This is a genomic window from Paenibacillus sp. BIC5C1 (genome assembly GCF_032399705.1).
Lineage (GTDB): Bacteria > Bacillota > Bacilli > Paenibacillales > Paenibacillaceae > Paenibacillus > Paenibacillus taichungensis_A.
The window spans coordinates 354,403-374,520 of sequence record NZ_CP135922.1; the positions used below are offsets into that span (position 1 = coordinate 354,403).

General features: G+C 48.0%; 16 protein-coding genes and 16 tRNA genes. 25 read left to right on the top strand and 7 right to left on the bottom strand.

The annotated features are described in order from the left end of the window. Positions 1-14 precede the first annotated feature (14 nt). The 18 genes from RS891_RS01660 to RS891_RS01745 all read left to right on the top strand — a co-directional run bounded on the left by RS891_RS01660 (position 15) and on the right by RS891_RS01745 (position 2,996). Positions 15-90: transfer RNA gene (locus tag RS891_RS01660), tRNA-Ala, on the top strand. Position 91: 1 nt separating this feature from the next. Continuing rightward, positions 92-167 (top strand) — tRNA-Asn (locus RS891_RS01665). 4 nt (positions 168-171) lie between these two features. After that, positions 172-263: transfer RNA gene (locus RS891_RS01670), tRNA-Ser, on the top strand. 19 nt (positions 264-282) lie between these two features. Continuing rightward, positions 283-354: transfer RNA gene (locus RS891_RS01675), tRNA-Glu, on the top strand. Positions 355-361: 7 nt separating this feature from the next. Next, a tRNA-Val gene (locus tag RS891_RS01680) sits at positions 362-437 on the top strand. A gap of 20 nt (positions 438-457) precedes the next feature. After that, a tRNA-Met gene (locus tag RS891_RS01685) sits at positions 458-531 on the top strand. Between the two features lie 27 nt (positions 532-558). Further along, positions 559-636, top strand: a tRNA-Asp gene (locus RS891_RS01690). A gap of 30 nt (positions 637-666) precedes the next feature. After that, positions 667-742, top strand: a tRNA-Thr gene (locus RS891_RS01695). Between the two features lie 97 nt (positions 743-839). Then, positions 840-915 (top strand) — tRNA-His (locus tag RS891_RS01700). Positions 916-926: 11 nt separating this feature from the next. Beyond that, positions 927-1,001, top strand: a tRNA-Gln gene (locus tag RS891_RS01705). Positions 1,002-1,017: 16 nt separating this feature from the next. Further along, positions 1,018-1,093: transfer RNA gene (locus tag RS891_RS01710), tRNA-Lys, on the top strand. A 9-nt stretch (positions 1,094-1,102) separates the two neighbouring features. After that, positions 1,103-1,189, top strand: a tRNA-Leu gene (locus RS891_RS01715). Positions 1,190-1,197: 8 nt separating this feature from the next. After that, a tRNA-Gly gene (locus RS891_RS01720) sits at positions 1,198-1,272 on the top strand. A 6-nt stretch (positions 1,273-1,278) separates the two neighbouring features. After that, positions 1,279-1,355 (top strand) — tRNA-Arg (locus tag RS891_RS01725). Between the two features lie 16 nt (positions 1,356-1,371). Next, a tRNA-Pro gene (locus RS891_RS01730) sits at positions 1,372-1,445 on the top strand. 9 nt (positions 1,446-1,454) lie between these two features. After that, positions 1,455-1,525 (top strand) — tRNA-Gly (locus tag RS891_RS01735). 87 nt (positions 1,526-1,612) lie between these two features. Next, positions 1,613-2,251 carry a pentapeptide repeat-containing protein gene (locus tag RS891_RS01740; RefSeq protein ID WP_113055313.1) on the top strand — a complete coding sequence of 213 codons (639 nt, stop codon included), beginning with the start codon at positions 1,613-1,615 and terminating at the stop codon, positions 2,249-2,251. A gap of 139 nt (positions 2,252-2,390) precedes the next feature. Continuing rightward, positions 2,391-2,996 (top strand): short chain dehydrogenase, encoded by a 606-nt coding sequence (locus tag RS891_RS01745; protein WP_315794256.1) that lies wholly within the window; start codon positions 2,391-2,393, stop codon positions 2,994-2,996. 259 nt (positions 2,997-3,255) lie between these two features. Here RS891_RS01745 and RS891_RS01750 read toward each other — a convergent pair whose 3' ends face one another. Both RS891_RS01750 and RS891_RS01755 read right to left on the bottom strand, forming a co-directional pair. Further along, positions 3,256-4,116, bottom strand: a complete 861-nt coding sequence (locus tag RS891_RS01750; RefSeq protein ID WP_315794257.1) for a CYTH domain-containing protein — start codon at positions 4,114-4,116, stop codon at positions 3,256-3,258. A gap of 144 nt (positions 4,117-4,260) precedes the next feature. Further along, on the bottom strand, positions 4,261-5,169 hold the full coding sequence (locus RS891_RS01755) for a LysR family transcriptional regulator (protein WP_113055311.1): 909 nt from the start codon (positions 5,167-5,169) through the stop codon (positions 4,261-4,263). A 170-nt stretch (positions 5,170-5,339) separates the two neighbouring features. Here RS891_RS01755 and RS891_RS01760 point away from each other — a divergent pair, with 170 nt between their 5' ends. The 4 genes from RS891_RS01760 to RS891_RS01775 all read left to right on the top strand — a co-directional run bounded on the left by RS891_RS01760 (position 5,340) and on the right by RS891_RS01775 (position 10,837). Then, positions 5,340-6,356, top strand: coding sequence for an ABC transporter ATP-binding protein (locus RS891_RS01760; protein WP_113055329.1), 1,017 nt, complete (start codon positions 5,340-5,342; stop codon positions 6,354-6,356). A 77-nt stretch (positions 6,357-6,433) separates the two neighbouring features. After that, on the top strand, positions 6,434-7,510 hold the full coding sequence (locus RS891_RS01765) for an ABC transporter substrate-binding protein (protein WP_113055310.1): 1,077 nt from the start codon (positions 6,434-6,436) through the stop codon (positions 7,508-7,510). A gap of 82 nt (positions 7,511-7,592) precedes the next feature. Further along, complete coding sequence (locus RS891_RS01770) at positions 7,593-9,278, top strand: ABC transporter permease (protein ID WP_315794258.1); 1,686 nt, start codon at positions 7,593-7,595, stop codon at positions 9,276-9,278. Continuing rightward, entirely contained in the window at positions 9,275-10,837 is a 1,563-nt protein-coding gene (locus RS891_RS01775) for an MBL fold metallo-hydrolase (RefSeq protein ID WP_315794259.1), read from the top strand. The genes RS891_RS01770 and RS891_RS01775 overlap by 4 nt, the downstream gene beginning before the upstream one ends. Before the next feature lie 170 nt (positions 10,838-11,007). Here RS891_RS01775 and RS891_RS01780 read toward each other — a convergent pair whose 3' ends face one another. From RS891_RS01780 to RS891_RS01790, 3 genes are read right to left on the bottom strand one after another with little or no spacing between them, the layout of a single operon-like run. After that, positions 11,008-11,562, bottom strand: coding sequence for a GerMN domain-containing protein (locus tag RS891_RS01780; RefSeq protein ID WP_113055307.1), 555 nt, complete (start codon positions 11,560-11,562; stop codon positions 11,008-11,010). 41 nt (positions 11,563-11,603) lie between these two features. Continuing rightward, positions 11,604-13,025 (bottom strand): N-acetylmuramoyl-L-alanine amidase family protein, encoded by a 1,422-nt coding sequence (locus RS891_RS01785; protein ID WP_315794260.1) that lies wholly within the window; start codon positions 13,023-13,025, stop codon positions 11,604-11,606. Positions 13,026-13,049: 24 nt separating this feature from the next. Beyond that, entirely contained in the window at positions 13,050-13,874 is an 825-nt protein-coding gene (locus RS891_RS01790; protein ID WP_315794261.1) for a hypothetical protein, read from the bottom strand. A 297-nt stretch (positions 13,875-14,171) separates the two neighbouring features. Here RS891_RS01790 and RS891_RS01795 point away from each other — a divergent pair, with 297 nt between their 5' ends. Together RS891_RS01795 and RS891_RS01800 are read left to right on the top strand one after the other, a co-directional pair. Next, entirely contained in the window at positions 14,172-15,401 is a 1,230-nt protein-coding gene (locus RS891_RS01795; protein ID WP_113055304.1) for an anhydro-N-acetylmuramic acid kinase, read from the top strand. A 123-nt stretch (positions 15,402-15,524) separates the two neighbouring features. Next, positions 15,525-16,364, top strand: a complete 840-nt coding sequence (locus RS891_RS01800; protein ID WP_064642976.1) for a MurR/RpiR family transcriptional regulator — start codon at positions 15,525-15,527, stop codon at positions 16,362-16,364. 148 nt (positions 16,365-16,512) lie between these two features. Here RS891_RS01800 and murQ read toward each other — a convergent pair whose 3' ends face one another. Together murQ and RS891_RS01810 are read right to left on the bottom strand one after the other, a co-directional pair. Continuing rightward, entirely contained in the window at positions 16,513-17,418 is a 906-nt protein-coding gene (gene murQ, locus RS891_RS01805; protein ID WP_315794263.1) for an N-acetylmuramic acid 6-phosphate etherase, read from the bottom strand. 22 nt (positions 17,419-17,440) lie between these two features. Continuing rightward, positions 17,441-18,403 (bottom strand): N-acetylglucosamine kinase, encoded by a 963-nt coding sequence (locus tag RS891_RS01810; RefSeq protein ID WP_315794265.1) that lies wholly within the window; start codon positions 18,401-18,403, stop codon positions 17,441-17,443. Between the two features lie 361 nt (positions 18,404-18,764). On the opposite strand from RS891_RS01810, the gene RS891_RS01815 reads away from it, so the two are divergent. After that, on the top strand, positions 18,765-20,117 hold the full coding sequence (locus tag RS891_RS01815) for an ABC transporter substrate-binding protein (RefSeq protein ID WP_113055301.1): 1,353 nt from the start codon (positions 18,765-18,767) through the stop codon (positions 20,115-20,117). Position 20,118: the final 1 nt, after the last annotated feature.

A 20,118-nucleotide genomic window follows, 5' to 3' on the forward strand; every position in this document is an offset into this window, starting at 1 on the left:
AAAACACAGTGTATGGGGCCATAGCTCAGCTGGGAGAGCGCCTGCCTTGCAAGCAGGAGGTCAGCGGTTCGATCCCGCTTGGCTCCACCATTCCCTGATAGCTCAGTTGGTAGAGCACTCGACTGTTAATCGAGTTGTCACAGGTTCGAGCCCTGTTCGGGGAGCCATTCAGGAGAGGTGTCCGAGTTGGTCGAAGGAGCACGATTGGAAATCGTGTAGGCGCCAAAAGCGTCTCGAGGGTTCGAATCCCTCTCTCTCCGCCAGATAGAATTTTGTTACTGTGGCCCGTTGGTCAAGGGGTTAAGACACCTCCCTTTCACGGAGGTAACAGGGGTTCGAATCCCCTACGGGTCATATATATGGAGGCTTAGCTCAGCTGGGAGAGCATCTGCCTTACAAGCAGAGGGTCGGGGGTTCGATCCCCTCAGCCTCCACCATATAGTATTTTAAATAACGACGCGGGGTGGAGCAGCCCGGTAGCTCGTCGGGCTCATAACCCGAAGGCCGCAGGTTCAAATCCTGCCCCCGCAATTATACTTTCTAACAAGAAAGTGATCTGGAACCGTGGTGTAGTTGGCCTAACATGCCTGCCTGTCACGCAGGAGATCGCGGGTTCGAATCCCGTCGGTTCCGCCATTTTTACTCAAGTACCACATTTTACACCGTGCCGGTGTAGCTCAACTGGTAGAGCAACTGACTTGTAATCAGTAGGTTGGGGGTTCAAGTCCTCTCGCCGGCACCATTTATTGCATTTACCTCTGAATTTATAATAGAAAGTATATTATAGTTTCAGATGGGAATACTGAGATACTCTCAGCGAATGTAAGGGATAGCTTATGGCGATCGTGGCGAAGTGGTTAACGCACCGGTTTGTGGATCCGGCATTCGGGGGTTCAATTCCCCTCGATCGCCCCATGTTTTCTTAATGGGGATTAGCCAAGCGGTAAGGCAACGGACTTTGACTCCGTCATGCATAGGTTCAAATCCTATATCCCCAGCCATTTTAGTTTTTTGTTTGAGTCATTAGCTCAGTTGGTAGAGCACCTGACTTTTAATCAGGGTGTCGAAGGTTCGAGCCCTTCATGACTCACCATTATATTTTGCGGTCGTGGCGGAATTGGCAGACGCGCACGGTTCAGGTCCGTGTGGGCTAACCCCCGTGGAGGTTCGAGTCCTCTCGACCGCACCATATATTTTGCGGAAGTGGCTCAGCGGTAGAGCATCGCCTTGCCAAGGCGAGGGTCGCGGGTTCGATTCCCGTCTTCCGCTCCAATATTTGCGCCCTTAGCTCAGCTGGATAGAGCGTTTGACTACGAATCAAAAGGCCGGGAGTTCGAATCTCTCAGGGCGCGCCATTATTTTCATAAGTATCGGGATGTAGCTCAGCTTGGTAGAGCACCTGGTTTGGGACCAGGGGGTCGCATGTTCAAATCGTGTCATCCCGATTTTTGTATGCGGGTGTAGTTCAATGGTAGAACTTTAGCCTTCCAAGCTAATAGCGTGGGTTCGATTCCCATCACCCGCTTCATGGTAACAACAAAGAGAGCTCTTGCTTATTGCAAGGGCTCTTTTTGTTATAGTAAGCTGAAATAAGAATAGTGTGGGAGGACTTATGAAAAATAAAATAGAAGCGCCAAAGATTCCACTGGAACTCGAAGACTTATCGTTAACTTTAGAAGCATGGGAGAGTAAAGAAGAAATCAAGCATGGGCGATTCACCAATATCTCTATTGAGAATCAGAGTGCCAGCAGGGTTTCCTTCGATAAAGTGGTCTTTGAGAACGTGATCTTTAGCCAGTCCTCTCTCCCCGAGGTCGAGCTTACTGATGTGATTTTTGATAAATGCGATTTGTCTAATATGGATTTTAACGGTTCTTTCCTCCACCGGACAGAATTTAGAAATTGTAAATTGCTTGGTACCAATTTTGCAAACAGCAGGCTCCAAAATGTAAGTTTTCAGGGCTGTGTAGCTGACCTATCTTTATTTCGATTCTCCAAGTTTAAACAGGTGAAGTACACGGAATGTTCTCTGGTGAGCGGCGATTTCTTCGAAGCTACTCCCCAAAAATTGGAGTTTTCTGAATGCAATATAGATCAAGCTCTTTTGTCTGGTGTTAAGCTTAAGGGAATGGACCTTAGTGACTGTAGCTTTGAAAGATTACACGTGGATATTGAGGATCTGAACGGATGCATCATCTCAGATGCTCAAGCAGCCTCTTTTGTTGGTCTATTAGGTTTAATTGTGAAGTAGCGCTGCTGGGACTTGTAATGAGAGTTGGGGCTAATTATTTCTTTTGCCGCATGTTTGATTATGCGAGTGATCTTTGTTTAAATGAAGAGATCAATGAATGTACAATTTCATGCTTTCACTGATAAAAAGGAGGCGCATTATGAAAAGGGCTCTGGTTATTGGAGGAAATGGAACATTAGGCAAGGCTGTTGTTGCGAAGCTTCAAGAATATTCCGTTGAGGTCATTACAGCCGGCAGGCAATCCGGTGATTACCAGGTGGATATGACATCCACAGAGAGTATTACATCCCTTTTTGAAACGGTGACTAATATAGATTATGTCATTGTTGCAGCAGGCCAGACCCATTATGCGAAGTTGGAGGAGCTGACCCCTGAGAACAACATGATTAGTGTGCAGGGGAAATTACTCGGTCAAGTGAACATCGTCTTGATTGGGCAGCACTACATCAACGATAAGGGAAGCTTTACGCTGGTCAGTGGCATTATACAGGACCATCCCATTCTGAAAGGCGCATCCAGTGCTATGGTTAACGGTGCAATTGATTCGTTTGCCAAAGCAGCAGCGTATGAGTTACCCCGAGAGATACGTCTGAATTCGGTTAGTCCTAACCTGTTTGTTGAATCCGCAGAGAAATATAAGGGTGTGTTTATCGGATTTAATCCGGTGCCTGTGGAGCGGGTCGCCAATACGTTTATCCAGAGTGCACTTGGCATCGAAACAGCCCAGACCTTTAAAATATACTAACTGTATGGAATATTAAATAAAGGAGATCAACAGAATGTTCCTGTTGATCTCCTTTTGTTTTGGATGAAAAGGAATTTAGGCTTGAATGTGCAGATAAACCAAACATATCATTGTATGTTTAAACGATATTGTACGGGTAACGGCTATGATCCATTTCGTTTCATTAAGAACACAGACATGCTTACGTTTCAAGCTGTGCTGATTCTTACCCCATTAGGAACAATATATGGGCTCATACAGTATAGACTGCAACAACTAGTTAATATCTTTCCAAGATGAGCTGAGTTTTCAGACCATCTGCTGGAATGAGCCAGTTTTTGTTTTCCAGCACTTGCATCAGTTGGGTACGCAGTCCGGAAACAGCTGTAGAATCTGTTGTTTTGAACGAAATCTCTACGATATTCTCTACACCTGTGCCTGCTGCGTTACGAATCGGCCATACTTCAAGGGTGAGTTCCTGTCCATTCCATGTGCCTTCATAACGTTGGAATGTTACCGGGCCGTATGCACGGGATGCCGTGAGTTGTTGTTTACCCCAGTTGGAGGAGGACCAATTTTTTAATTTGCCAGGCAGCTTGTCCAATAACATGCTCAAGGCTTCCTGCTGTGATGGAAGTTGTACGCCGGTAGCTTTGGTATCCACCTTTTTAGTGTTGGAGAAGCTCAAGGTTTGTTTGCCATATCCCCAGTCAATTTCAGCCTCGTAGTTATCATCTGAAGCATCAAATCCTTCTTGGTTAGCCAGAGTCAACGCTGCATTAACATCACCATTAATAACAGGATAGCGCTTTTTATAAGTCAGTTCATAATTGTTCTTGTCATCCTTTTTCCGAAAACGGACATTCCATCCCTGTTGATCCAGGTTGAGCGTGTTGGTGTCGAAATACTCTGCACTAATGTTTCTTGCTGTGGAGCTCAAACCAAGTGTCTGAATGACTTCACTGCGTGGTGTCCCATCTGTGTTTAATACCAGCTCCGGCTTAGCCAGGAACTTCACTTCATAAGCGGGAACGGCGTTAGCTGCTGCTGAGGCCTGTGGTGCTTCCAGAAACGTCAGTCCACTTCCCAATGTCACGATGCTCAGCATGAATGAGGCGGTTACCTTTTTCCATTTTTTCAAAACCAATCACTCCCTAGGCTGGATTAACGTACAGACCCACTTTATCGTCCGAGTATATGAAAGCGATTAAATGGAAGGGCTCGTTGCGTTAACCCTGCATAGATTTGATGAATGCCAATCGATAGTTTATATGGGATAGCAGAATCATGAATTAAAAAGAGAGAGGCTGTGACTCATGTCCCGCAGTACTTCCTTGAAGCGGTTTACCTGGACTGAAGGATGACGATCCTTGTTGTGGACGGTGTAAATATGCCGCGGAGCCTGCTCACCTGGAATGGGGAGGACCTTGATCAGTCCATGCTGCTCTTCCCACTGTACGGCCATTCGTGACATGAACGAGATATGACCGCCGAGTAGAACCAATTGTTTGATTGCTTCCAGAGAGTCCATCTCAACGGTGCTCCGCAGACGAATATCATGTTGCTCCAGCCATTGGTTGGTTAAACGTCGAGTGCTGGATTCATTGCCATGCAGTGCAAAGGGAACTTGTGCCATATGCTCAGGTTTTAGCACATCTCTCTGAGCCAAGGCATGCTGTGGAGAGCAGATTAATACGAGATCATCCTCACATAGTGTTTCTGCTTGCAGTACCGGACCTACGAACGGCTCGGAAGAGATCACACCCAGATCAATCTGGTGACGGATCAACATTTCACGGATCACGGGTGAAGGTTTGACCGATAACATAATTCGAATACCGGGGAATTCCTGAGAAAATGTATTCAAAATAGGCGGTAGCAGATATGTTGCAGGTACATAACTCGCTCCAATGTGCAGGGTGCCCCGATAGAGGCTGTCATATTCCTGTACTACCCGGCGTGCTTCCTGGGTCAGGGCATTGATTTTGACGGAATAATGTAAAAGGGCTTGTCCAGCCTCGGTGAGAAACGTCTTTCCACTACGCGATTCGAATAATCGCACCCCCATCTCTTCCTCCAAAGACTTCATATGAAAGGTAACAGTAGGCTGCTTGATACCGAGAAGCTCGGCCACGCTGGTCATATGATGATGTTTATCAATAAGTTCAACAATTTGCAGTTTAATCAGGTTCAACGAACTCAACACTCCTCTCCGGTAACTTTGAATCACCTTATATAGATTTAATCTATGAAGATCAACAGAATTCATCTAAAAAGTTAATTCCCATTTTACATTTCTAACATACAACTCGCGAAGGCGGACGTTAGACTGAGAACAGTACAAGAAGACAGGCAGGGATGCTTATGGAAATGGAAATTAGGGGAATTCAAAAATCATTCAATCGCACTCCCGCGCTGCTGCCCACAGATTTAACACTTCAGCATGGACAGTTCACGACGCTACTCGGCCCATCCGGCTGTGGCAAAACGACGTTGCTGCGCATGCTGGCGGGGCTGGAGCAACCGGATGCGGGAGAAATCGTTGCGGATGGCAAGAGTTTCTACTCTGCGACGAAGCGAATAGATGTACCGACACATAAGCGTAATCTGGGCATGGTGTTTCAGGATTTTGCATTATGGCCGCATATGACAGTATACGAAAATGTGGCGTTCGGTCTGAAGGCTGGAAAGCAGAAGTCTGATCTACGCCAGAAGGTAACCGAAGCACTTGGCATGGTTCGCCTGCAAGGCATGGAGGATCGTTATCCTCATCAGCTGTCGGGAGGACAGCAGCAACGGGTTGCTTTTGCCAGAGCGGTAGCAGTAAGACCGGGGATTATCCTGTTCGATGAGCCACTAAGTGCACTGGATGCCGTGCTGCGGGAAGAGATGCGAATTGAGATGATGTCATTGGTACGAGACATGGGACTGACAGCGCTGTACGTCACCCATGATCAGGTTGAGGCGATGTCGATGTCGGATGAGATTGTGGTGATGGAGAAGGGGCGCATATTGCAAAAGGGAACCCCGGAAACGATCTACGCATCACCAAGCGATCCTTTTGTTGCTTCGTTTATCGGAAAGTCCAACTGGCTTACGCCTAATCAGTCCATGGTGAGACCGGAACATGTCTCCTGGAGCAAAACAGGTCATGATGATCTGTGTTATCAGGCAGTAGTGCTCAGCGTCAGTTATGTAGGTGAACGTTATGAAATTCGGGTGCAGATGGAGGGACTGGGTGTATGGACAGCCTATCTGGATCGAAGAGTACGCGTAGGGGAGAAGGTTCAGCTCTATGTAGCCCCGGAGCGGATCTGCCGAATGAACGGAGAAGATACTCCGATTGTAAAGCCTAGAGAGTTCATCGCAGCAGCCAACTGATCATGATGAGCATACAGCGTGAATTTGCAGAAACGTGAATACAAATATAATCAGAAACCAAGGGAGATGGAATGAAAATGTTGGGTATGAAAACACGGAAAAGAAGCGCGATGCTGTTATTATCAGCGGTAATGAGTATCAGTTTGTTCGGATGCAGTACAGGTAATTCAACTACCGGGAATGCGGGTCAAGCTGCTGGGGAAGGCAGTACGGCTACTGCATCGGCGGAAACAACAAAACCAGCCGGCGGTAAGCTGGTATTGTACAGTGCAGGACCTCAGAAGCTGGCGGATAACATCATCAGCGGATTTACTGCCAAGACGGGCATTGAAGTGGAGATGTTCCAGGGCACGACAGGCAAAATTCTGGCTCGCATGGAAGCTGAAAAATCCAATCCGGTAGCGGACGTGGTTATCCTGGCCTCCCTGCCTTCGGCACAAGCACTGAAAGCGGACGGTCTAACACTTCCATATCCTGATGCAGAAAATTCAGACAAGCTGAACAAGGATTGGTCGGATGCCGACGGCAACTATTTTAGCTCCAGTGCTTCGGCACTCGGAATCGTCTACAATACGAAGCTGGTGTCCACGCCACCAACCAGTTGGGCTGAGCTGGCAACACCTGCCTGGAAGGACGCAGTCAATATCCCTGATCCTACACTGTCCGGTTCAGCGCTGGACTTCATTACGGGTTACCTGAGTGTGAATGGAGATAAGGGATGGGACTTGCTGGATAGCTACAAGGCAAATGGTGTAGCAATGGCAGGAGCGAATCAGGAAGCGCTTGACCCGGTCATTACGGGAGCGAAAAGCATCGTAGCAGCTGGTGTGGACTACATGGCGTATTCCTCCAAGTCCAAAGGTGAACCGCTGGACATCGTATATCCAGAGGAAGGGACTGTAATCAGTCCAAGACCGGCAGCAATTCTGAAATCGAGTCAGAATGTGGAGAATGCCAAGGCATTTATCGATTACCTGTTGTCTGATGAGGCACAAAAGCTTGTTGCAGATGCTTACCTGATTCCTGGACGTGAAGACATCGAGGCGGCTAATCGGGCAAATCTGAAAGATATTCCGCAGCTTAAAGTGGATTGGAACTGGATGAGTGAACACGGAGATGAGACAGCGGCACGTTTCTCCGAGACTTTTAAATAAGAATAGTGTTATGACGAGCAACTAGAGCGACTTAGAGTGAAGAGACGATTGTCTTGTGGAAGTCATGTGAGGTGAAATCGTAGTGAAACCTGTTGTAGTAGACAACAACCGTATTTTTCGGAGAGTGGGCGTGATTCTGGCCCTTTTTCTGCTAACGATAAGCATTGGTGTACCGCTCTTGCTGATTTTCTGGCAAAGTGTGTATCCGGATGGGAAATGGGATTGGATGGCTCCGATTCGGACCATTACCGGACAGCATTTATCTGGGGTTCTGCTGAATTCCGTCTGGCTGGGGATCTGCGTGGTAGCTGTAACAACGCTGCTGGCATTGCCACTGGCCTGGATGATGGCGAAGACCCGCATGGGTCAGCATCGCTGGGTGGACGTGATCCTGATGATTCCGTTCATGACCCCGCCGTATATCGGCTCCATGGGATGGATTCTGTTTATGCAAAAAGGAGCATATCTGCAGCAATGGGTGCCCTCCGCTGCGAGCTGGAGTGAGTTGTTCTTCAGCTTCTGGGGCATGGTGCTCATTATGAGCCTACATCTGTTCCCTTTCCTGTATCTATTGCTTCGGGATGCCATCATTCGCATTGGAGGCAACTTGGAAGAAGCGGGAGCGGTGCACGGGGGACGTGCGGGATACCGATTCAGACGCATTATTTTGCCACTGCTGTTGTCTTCCTATGGCATGGGGATCATGCTTGTCTTTGTCAAAACGATTGCGGAATTTGGAACACCGGCCACCTTCGGGCGCCGTATTGGTTATTATGTCATGACCTCTGAAATCCACAAGTATATCTCCAGTTGGCCGATTGATTTTGGCAAGGCAACCTCGCTTGCATCGGTTCTGCTGTCGGTATGTCTGGTGATGTGGTACATGCAGTCTGCCATGAGTCGAAAGTTCACCTACCGTCTGGTAGGAGGCAAAGGGCAGCGTTCCAAACGGTACTCTCTGCGAGGTGGAACCGGTTGGTTGTGCGGGGTGTATCTCGCAGTGCTACTGATTCTGTCGGTGGGCATTCCGTATTTCTCCATTATTGCTGCATCGACCATGAAGCTGCGCGGTGCGGGATTGTCCTTGGACAATCTGACGCTGGATCACTACCGGGAATTGCTGTCCTGGGGATCAGTCAGTATGAAAGCCATCGGGAACAGCCTAGGGCTTTCACTGGCAGCTTCAACGGTTGCGGTTATTATCGGTACAGGTTTTGCACTGGCGATTGGTAAATCGTCTTCCTTTATGCAGCGTGTCATTGACCTGTTCAGTCTGCTGCCGAATACGGTACCTGGCATTGTCATGGTGGTGGGTCTCATCCTGTTCTGGAATTCACCATGGATGCCGTTCACTCTGTACAACTCGTACGGAATGGTTGTTCTGACGTATGTGGTACTCTTCTTGCCGTACACGGTGCAGTATGTCAAATCAAGCTTCACTCAGATCGACGGAGCGTTGTTCCAGGCGGGTCAGGTCTTTGGCGGAAGACCGTTATATATTCTGCGGCGCATTCTTCTGCCTCTGATTATCCCCGGTATGTTGGCCGGGTGGATGATGACATTCACTATTGCCACCCGGGAGCTGGTGGGATCACTCTTGATTTTGCCTCCATCGATGCAGACATCAGCAACGTATATTTTTGCACAGTTTGAACAAGGCCAGGTGTCGCTTGGAATGGCCATGGCTGTTGTAACAGTCGGCATGACGGTACTGATGCTGCTCGGCATTGAACTATTGAATTCGAAGAGAAAGTGGAATGCATCATGATTAAACTGAAGGTATGGGGCGGCGCCGGGGAACACGGGCGCTCTGCCTATCTCCTGAGCGGGAGCCGGGTTCAACTTTTGCTGGATTGTGGCGTAAAAAAAGAAGGAGCCGGGGAGTATCCGTTGATTGAACCGGAAATCGTTAAAGAGCTGGATGTGGTCTTGTTGTCTCACGCCCATGAGGATCATTCTGTTGCTATTCCGTTGCTCTATAGAATGGGATATCAGGGTGAAGTATGGACGACGCGGGAAACCAGGGAGCAATTGGACACCTACTTCAGAGCTTGGCGAAGAAATATGGAGAGAGCAGGACACACCCTCCCATACGAAGAAGGCGATGAAAAACGGATTCGCTACCGATTTTTGGAGGACGAAGCCGAGGGTGGTACCTGGTTTGAAATGGTCCCTGGCGTCTCGGTGGTGTGGGGGCGCAGTGGACACCTTGCAGGATCGGTATGGTTCGGGCTGGAAATGGAAGATAAGCACATATTCTATTCCGGTGATTACACTTCCGAATCCATGCTTTTGCAGGCGGATTGTCCAACAGATGTACTCTGGCAGGCAAGGGTACCACGTAACAGGCGTGGATACGATGCCCCAGTTAGTCAACGTTGGAAATCAGATATACGAACCGTTGTGAATGGTGGGCATGTTGTTGCAGGAGAGCCCTCCGCATCGCAGACTCTTCCCTTTGCTGCATCCGAAGGGATGTTACGATCTCACGTATCATCAGGTAGAACTGTGGAGCAAGGGGATGCCTATGCCATATCTAAGAGAGTAGAAGTGAACAAAGCGCCTTCAATTGGTCTGCTGGATTTGGCGATTATGGATGCCGCCTATGGAACAGATCGCGATACGCAAGACAACAAGCTGGAGCAGCTGGAACAGGCCATTCATGAGACGATTGCCCGGGGTGGAAAGGTGCTAATGCCTATGCCCTCGGTGGGTCGTGGTCAGGAAATCATGCTGTGGGCACAGCAGCAGTTCCCGGACGTTCCGATTGTAGTGGAACAAGGGCTGGTAGACGGACTGAAGCAGCTTTTGCGTGCTCCATATTGGCTAAAGGAAGAGGGAGGACACATACCGGGTTCTGTGAAGGAAGCGATTGGGGGTTTTCTAAGGGATCATGGATGGGAAATGCCTGTGACAAAGGAAGAGCGAGAGCGGCTGCTGCATCAACATGCTGCCTCTTTGTGGTTCATTCCGGACGGGATGATGCAGTCCTCTCTTGCTCGCTGGTACTATAGCCAGTTTGCGGACGATGAACATAATCTGGTACTGCTCACTGGGCATGTCTCTGCCGGCACCTATGCTTACAAGCTGTTGCAGAATCCTGAAAAACACGGAGCGTGCGAGGTACAGAAGATTCGTTATAAGGTGCATCAGGGTTGGAAGGATGTCGAGAGAATGCTGCATCAGGTTCCTGCGAGGCATACGGTACTTGTACATGCGGATCGGGCAGAGACGGATAAACTGAGAGAAGGCTTGCTCAGCGAAAAATCGGTCTCGGGCAAAGGGATTTTGCATTCGCTATCTCCTGGAGATGAGCTGTATCTGTAAGTTGAATTTGATAAAGATTGTATCGATGTAGGACGTCCCTGTGGACGTCTTTTTGAATGTGGATTTTTAATAAAAAATAGCATGATGAGAAGTTATGCTTCTCATCATGCAAAGGAGACGATTCAAGGAGAGAATCATTCGGATATCATCTGGTATCTTGTAAAATTAGATTAGGGCTCGCGCTGAATAGGATGCTCCAGCTCTGAATGGCCCATCAAGCTATCCAGGGCTTCACCGTCCACCAGTATGTCGATACTTTCTACTTCATCGTATTGAAACATCGTCTGGGTCAATGCATCCAATGCAAGCAGCTCGCCACTAGTTCCTAATTTGGCCTCATCCGGGATATGAACATCCAAAGTGACTTTGCCGTCGCCATACTGTAGGGAGAGCAATTCGACTTTTTCCCAGAGGGATACAAGCTCCGAATCGGTATTGCTTTGTAAAGCTTCAAATGTTTTTTTGTATTTCTCGGAATCGTCCTTGTATTCAATTTCCTGCTCTTTTTTCTCAAGTTCCAGTACCTGGGCGTCTGCGAAATACACATCAACCGCTTGTGTGTTCATTGTGCCCAGATCCACCTTTGTTTCGGATGGGTTTGGTGACTGTCCCCCCTGAACAGCAGGTTCGGCCGATCCGGATTCACTGACTGGTTTCTGAGCACAACCAATGCCAACCATCATTAAGAAGGATAAGACGAGTGCACATCCCAATTTCGTTTTCAATGGATCACATCCTCCAGCATATTTACATTATGTTTTATCATTTAATTTATACCCAGATATTCCTTAATTCCATCTGCTATCGCCTGAGCGGCTTTCATCTGAACAACATCGGACGACATCAGCTCTTCATCCATAACGTTACTCAGGAATCCTACTTCCAAAAGTACTGCAGCCATGGTTGTATCTCTAATCACTTCCAAGTTGCCATTTTTCACACTACGGTCTTTGAGCCCCATGGCTTTAACCAAACGTTGATGAATGATGTTAGCTAATTCCTTGCTGCTGCTGCGTTGATAGTAGAACGTCTCTGTACCTGTCGCCTGGGGTGAGGACTCCACATTATTGCCATGGATAGATACAAATACATCCGCGTTTAATTGATTCGCGAGCTGAACACGCTCCGGGCGAGTGGGATAAGTATCACCGTCACGAGTCATCACCAATTCGATATCCGGCTCATTGAGAAGCAGTGCTTGTACTTTGAGAGCCAATGCCAGATTGTATTCTTTCTCGGGTTTATTGGTGATGCTGGTTGAACCTGGATCTTTACCCCCATGGCCTGGGTCGATGACAACGACCTTGCGTCCTGAATCACCTGCAGGAGTTACAGGAACGGTGGCGGCATTATCTCCAGCAACATTCAGATCGATAATTAGTTTATCGGCAATGATGTTCTGGCTGTACTGTACATCCTTCACCTGATTCAATTCAACGACAATTCGAACTTGACCAGGGTCTTGTTTAAAAAGAGAATACCTAACTTCCGTTACATTGGGGTATGCGTCTACATTCAATTTGCCATTCATGTTTTGATTCAAAGGTTGCGGCAGATCACCAAATACTGCTCCGGGCAAATCCACAACCAATCGATCGGGGTTCTTCAACGTCGTCATCACGGGTTTGGATTCGCCATCCATAGACACGACGAGCTGATTGTTGGCAAATTGGATATCGGTAACATGTGTTAATGATGTTGAGTTACCGTTTCCTGAACCGTTGCCCGGCTCAACATTGGGTACTTTACTGGTGTCTGTGTTGATTAAGTATACAATCTTCTCCTTGTTGTTCCATTTCACGTTGAGTCCCATTTGTTCGCTGACAAATCGAATGGGTACCACCGTGGTGTTATTTAAAATGAGTGGGGCTGTGTTCAGGGTAACTTGCTTGTCAGCGACCATGGCTTGCTTTTGATCAACGGTTAAAGAAATCGTTTTGTCATTTTGCTGAATCTTTACATTACGTGTATCTTGATTCCAATCCACTTTGAATTTCAAATTCTCGGCAACAACACGGATCGGAATCATCACATTTTTATTCACGATGGTCACCTGAACGTCACTTGGGAGGATTAATTCCTCGCCGTCCAAGAAGATTTTCGATGTGTTTGCAGCGGCATTTCCCTGATGAGGGAGTACAACCAGCAAAAACAGACTCAAAAACAGGAGTAAAATCGTTTTCTTCATTATGTGCACCTCTACTATTTATCGTTACGGTGTGGGATACTTATCCAACTTGAACCATTCGGCAAACTCATTACGGCTAATTTTCTTAACAGGCTTCACCTTGTTACTCTCTATGCTATACCTATAAAGTATCATTTGATCAGATGGGTACTCACTAATGTAATCCAGTATTTTTCCGTTTTTTTGCCACAGAATCAGATTGGTACTAATATAATTGGTTGCCCTTGGCAGGTATATAAAGCTCTCTTTCTTTACATTGTAGATGGCTAGTGAGCTCTTGGAGGGATCTCCGTAAGAGAAGGCTATCTGATCTTCGTTGGGTGCCCAGTTATAGGCTGCAATGGTTTCTATGTTTTTCTTTCCTGCTTTTTTCAAGCGTTCATTTAATTCCGTCTTGTCACCTGTTTGAAGGTTAAGCAGCATCAGAGTGTTTCCTGAGCTGCGTTTTGCGTTTACAGCAAGCCATGTCTTGGAGTTGGAGGCAACAACACTTGTGATATCGAGCCAACTGTCCTCCAAATCACTCGTTTCAATCGTATGTTTCTGGTTCCCCTTGGTGACGACAATGGATTGAATTACGTTTTGTTCAAATGTGGGCTTACCTTCCAACTTCACTGTAGTAGCGGTTAAAGTAATATTTCCTCCTTTCCAGATGATTTTGTTGGTACTGTTGCTCTTTTTAAACGGTTTGACGCTTGAATAGATGGAAGGAGTTACAGAAGGCGCATTAACGGAACGTTGTGAAATTTGTTCTGGTGTGGCTAGTTTGGCACCAACAATAGATGACGATGTAGTCGTCAATCCCCCCAGTAATAACACAGTTGAAAACCAAATAGCAGCGTTGTTCATCTTGGTATCTCCTTCCGCTGATGACAGTTTATAACCCTCAACATATCGATTCCAAAATATACCTTCGTTATATAAACGGTAAAATTGTAAAAATGTTTCTTTTTTGATCGTTATTTATCTATTTTGATACAGAGAAAACATCTTGTGAGCATTCCGGTTTGGACAAAGATTAGCCATGATTGAAAAAGTGTAATTAAATTTCATAAAATATTTGACTTGTGAAATTTTATATCATATACTGGGTGAAATTATGGCAGGATGACGTGTTCATCGGGGCTGGCGGGAGGTTGTGAATGGATGGATAAAGGCAGCTATCCGATGTGGGAGCAATATCGCTTGAAACGGGAGCATTACATCATTGGACTGATGTCAGGCACGTCCCTCGACGGGACGGATGCGGCATTGGTGCGTATTCTGACAGATGACAGCGGGGCATTGCAAAAGATCGATCTGGTTGACTTCGTCTGCGTACCGTACTCCAATGAATTGAGAGAAGTGCTGATTCGACTATGTTCACCAGAGACGGCACGCGTGGATGAGCTGACGGCTGCACATTTTGGCGTATCGGAGTGGTATGCTCACAGTGTCAGAGAGCTTATTCGATCCTCAGGAATCTCATCCGGTCAGGTGGATGCGATCAGCATGCACGGACAGACTGTATGGCACGCACCAGTAGCCTCGGCTTTTCCAGGCCCAGCAGGCGAGAGTCTTCCAGTAGTATCCACGTTACAGATTGGCGAAAGCGCCGTTGTACGTGAACGAACGGGCCTGCCAGTGATCGGCAATTTGCGGGCACGGGATATGGCGGCTGGCGGGGAGGGAGCGCCACTTACCCCTTATGCCGATGCGTTGATGTTCCGCAGTCCGGAGGAAGGACGTCTGGTGCAAAATATCGGCGGTATTGGCAACGTTACGGTGCTGCCATCAGCGTCTTCTAATGAAGGCATTTCGGCTTTTGATACGGGACCTGGCAATATGGTGATGGACGCGATCGTACGCCAGGCGACAGGTGGGCGGCAGCACTATGATCCGAATGGAAGCATCGCCGCACAGGGAAAGTTCGATCAGGATCTGATAGATCTCTGTTTGGACGATACCTATTTCAAAAGGCTGCCTCCCAAGAGTACCGGACGTGAAGTGTACGGTGTGGCATACGCATCACGCTTGATGGAGATGGCCGCTGCGCGTTCCTTATCCCTGGAAGATACGCTGGCTACCGCCACTTGTCTGACCGCGGAGACGATCGTGAGAGCAGTGAAGGATTTTATCCTGCCTAAGGTGCACATATCGGCTATGCTCGCCTGCGGTGGCGGCACTTCCAATGCCACGTTAATGGAGATGATCCGTCAGAGACTCCCGGAAGGCATCCGTTTGGAGCGAACAGCGGACTATGGTATACCAGATGATGCCCGCGAAGCCATTGGATTTGCCCTCCTTGGCCATGAGGCACTTATGGGTAGAACGAACACGCTCCCGGCAGTAACCGGCGCAAAACACGCCGTAATATCGGGCCACCTGACACTGTAGTGCAGCAAGGCTTTTGAATGAGTTGGTGATGCAAGGGCGTTTAATCAATTAGACTCTATTGGAATTATAGGATAAAATGCTTGTACATGAAGGCAGTACGGAAAGGAGGAGCGGATGGAAGGCATGAAAGGTGGACTTGTACGTTTACGCGCATTAATGGATGACTTGACTCCGTCGGAACGGAAGATCGGAGCTTACATTCTCGATCATCCCCAAGAGACGGTTCAGTCCTCGGTGGCACAGCTGTCTGAACGGAGCGGGGGCAGCCCGGCTGCCATTATCCGTCTCTGCAAATCACTGGGTGTAACGGGTTTTCAGGAGCTGAAGCTGAAGATTGCCGGAGATTTGCAGACAGGTGAGCAATATCAATATACGGAGATTCGTCCCCAGGACTCCATGGAGAGCATTATTCAGCATGTGTCCGCAAACAATATTCAATCGGTGAAGGATACCGTTCATATTTTGGACCCGCGTCTGGTGGAACAGGCAGTGGATGTGCTTCATCGGGCAAACCGGATCTTTTTCTACGGGGTGGGGGCCTCCAACCTGATTGCGCTGGATGCACACTACAAGTTCATGCGAATCAATCGCACAAGCTTTTCGTTCGCCGATCCGCATATGCAGATTTCGTCCGCAACGACGCTTCGCGAAGATGATGCGGTGGTATGTATCTCGTATTCAGGGGAGACTTCGAACGTAATCTCCTGTCTGAAGCATGCTCGTGAAGGCGGCGCTGCAACGATTAGCATTACCAAGTGGGGGAGTAATACGCTCAGCAGTCTGGCGGATGTACCCCTGATGATTACTTCCACCGAAAGCGATATCCGGAGCGGAGCAACTTCGTCACGCATCGCACAGCTGAACGTGATCGACATTTTGTATCTGGCGATTGCCAGCCGCGACTACAACCAGTCGGTAGAATATTTGGAGAAGAGCCGGCAGGCTATTCTGGAGCATAAGTGAAGTAGAATCATATGAATCCCTTTCTGTTTATACAGGAGGGGATTTTTTTGAAGGATTATAGCGGCTTTTATAATAAAAAAAGTCAAAAAAGAGCCCAGACTAATTTTGGGCTCTTCTCTTTCAACCTCTAGTCATACCCCTTTACGGCTCAGGAAGGCCCCACAATGGCGGCGCGGACAAATCCGTCAGCCAGATCCAGTCTTCGCTGAGCTTCCACGGCGTCCACGCCTGCCATTAACATGACGATTGCCGTTTTTACATGACCGTCTGCTCCGGCAAAGGCCTGTTCAATGTCCGCTTCGTTCGCTCCGGTCGCCAGATGGATCATGCGTTTGGCCCGATGGACAAGCTTTTCATTCGAAGGGTTCAGGTCGACCATGAAATTACGATAAACCTTTCCCAGACGAATCATGGCGGTAGTCGTAAGCATGTTCAGAATCATTTTCTGGGCGCTACCGGCTTTCATACGTGTTGAACCCATGACAACCTCTGGGCCGACAACAGCCTCGATGCTCACATCAGCCAAAAGGGTCATCGGCGTACCTGCGTTGTTACTCAGGCTGATCACCGTAGCTCCGATCTTCTTGGCGTGTCTCATCGCACCCAGCACATACGGCGTCCGTCCACTGGCTGCAATGCCAACCACGACATCGTTTTCGTCTAATCCATGTTCATCAAGGTCCGTGGCTCCCAATTCCTCGCTATCTTCAGCACCTTCCACCGGGTCCTTCACTGCCCGGAATCCCCCTGCGATAATACCCTGTACCATGGAGGGCGGGGTTCCGTAGGTAGGTGGGCATTCCGAAGCGTCAAGTATCCCCAATCGTCCACTGGTTCCTGCACCTACATAGAACAGCCTGCCGCCAGACTGAAAGGCCTCCAAGATTCGGTCCGCCGCTTGGGCAATGACCGGAATCAGGGGTTGAATGAGCTCCGCAATCCGTTGATCTTCCTTATTAATTAACTCCATAATTTCTGTCGAAGGCAATTCATCTATATGATCCGTTAGTGGATTGGGTTGTTCCGTTAGTAGTGAGTTCAGCATGTGATTCATCCGTATGGCCTCCTTCTCTCTTTTAAAATGATTCATTCAGGGAACATCGTCTTCTTGCCAGTTGTGCTGCACCAATCACTGGAGCAGGGGCATCTTCACGATATACAAAGTCCAACTCTCCATAATATCCCGATAACTTCTGGATAAATGTATTTCGGAAAAGTTCAGCATATCGAAACAATGATCCGGACAGGACAACCTGAGTAGATGCAAATTCGGGATGACGGGCAATCAGCGCCTTGGCGGTATCCGCCAGTTGTGCAGCTTCATCGATGATCAGTGCCCGGGCAGCCTCATCCCCGGATTCAGCTGCTTCTATAGCCAGACGGGCGATGGATGCGGTCTCGGTTTTGCCCCAATTCGACTGATACACCAGCGACTTTAGCTCCGATATATCCCGAAGTTTAAGTTTCTTTAGAAGAAGCGGGGTTAAACGGGTGGGAGGAAGAACACCGTCATAGCTCTGCATAGCCGCTTGAAGTGCACGCTGTCCAATACGATAGCCGCTCCCCTCATCTCCGAGCAGATGACCCCACCCTCCTGAACGGTACCGCTCTCCTTCCTGCGTAAATCCGTACACGATGGACCCTGTTCCAGAGATGCACAATACACCGTGAGTATGTCCAAGAGTGGCCATCAGGGCAATCTCTCCTTCGGATACAACCCAGACTGGACAGCCTTCTGGTCCCTGTCGATTGCGGCTCTTCATATAGTTATTTACTGCGTCGGCTATAAGTTGCCGCTCTTGAACTGTATCTACACCTGACATTCCGAGGCATATACCTTCACAATTTGTCGATAAATCACTTTTTAGATTAAACAGCTGTTCCAGCACTCGTTGCAGTTCGGAAAGGGCCTGTTCCAGTGGTACGCTGTGAGGATTCGTGGGACCACCGCTGAGCCGGGCGAGAATTTCGCCAGATTCAGAAATGATTGCTGCATCAGTATTGGTACCGCCTCCATCTACGCCAACATATACTCGCAAAGTGGCTCACCTCGATTGCTTGAGTTTTCTTTTTACATAGTATAGAGGCATAAAATGAAAAAGTAAAATTAAATTTTATAATAAAAAATAATGTTGAATTTTTATTTCATAGCTCATATAATGAACTCAATCTACAATTTTGGAAGGAATTAATACTGTTAATGTCAACTAAGTTGACGTTAATATTGCATTTAAGAGATTAATCCTGCGTACGTTCAGGTCTAATCCATAAGGGAGGTGCATTTTCCTTACTGTCACGCTCAATAGTCTGTTAAGCCGTTTAAGGATGGATGATTTCAAAAGGGGTAGCATGGTTAGGCAATGCAATTATCGGGAGACGACACGCGAAGGAGATGAAGGGATGAAAAAGAAGGGTCTGGTATGGGCAATGTTGTTGATGATGGTCTGGGTTACTGCCTGCGGGAATGGCGGGGGCGCTGCTTCAGATGATCCCAATGCGGAAGATACGGTGACCGTATGGACTTATCCAGTACATGGGACATATGAAGATGAACTGAAGGATCTGATCGTTGATTTCAATAAAGAACACCCGAACATTACCGTGAAGACGGAAATGCTCTCCTGGGCGGAAGGGCCCAAAAAATTCGATGTCGCTCTGAACGCGGGCAATCCGCCGGATCTTTACTTTCATAGTGTAGACGGCACGTATGTGAATACAGGATTGGCACTTGAGCTGGACAGCTACCTGACACCTGAGATCAAGGGTGACTATTTGCCAGGTACGCTTGAATTAGGTCAGATCCAAGGGAAACAGTACGGACTACCGTTGTATCAATTCCAATGGGCATGGGGTGGCAACAAACGCATTCTGGAGGAAGCGGGTATTGACTGGAAATCCATTCAGCAAAATGGCTGGACTTGGTCCGAATTCAACGCTGCCGCAGCAAAGCTGACCAAAACGCTGGATGGCGGGGGGAAACAATATGCACTGGTTACCGACGGAACCTCGCTTGATTTCATTGAAATGCTGTCCCGAAACAACGGCATGATTGACGTTCTCGACAAAGCTGGCACGTTCCAATGGAATGATGGACGCATTCTGGATACGCTCTCTTTTATCAAAAATCTGATGGATCAAGGGTATATGCCGAAGGAAACAGCAGCTCTTGCTCCGGCCAAACGGACGGATATGTTCTATGCGGGTGAAACGGCAATCATCTCCAAAGCGATTCCTTATTATGATGTGATGATTCAGAACCGCAACAAGGACATCGATGATGGCAAAGTACAGGGTGAGAAAATTGATTTTGTTCTGCTGCCTGTACCGCATAATGACGATCAACCTGCGGCAACAACGATGGGCGGCGAAGGGTACGTGGCCTTCAAACAGAAGAAGGATAAAGGCGAACAGCATGCCAAAAATACGTTCCTGGTTATGGAGGCACTCAGTGGTGCCAAAGCAGGTAACTCGGCCAACGAACTGGCGCTCCCATTCGTAAGACAATCCCAGGTGGATCTGTTTAAAGGAAAAGAACTTGGTCAACCGGATAATCTGGCTGCTGCAAAAGTAATGGCAGAGAATATCGCTATGCCGGTCGTACTGGAACTGGATATCGACAAAGCATCACAGCAAAAACAATTCAAGGAACAAGTTGTGAAGCCTAACATTCAGGCGCTGTTCTCGGGTGAGAAGACACCGGAGCAGATCGCAGAAGACTTCAAGAACAAAGGCCAGCAGATGTTTGGACAATAAC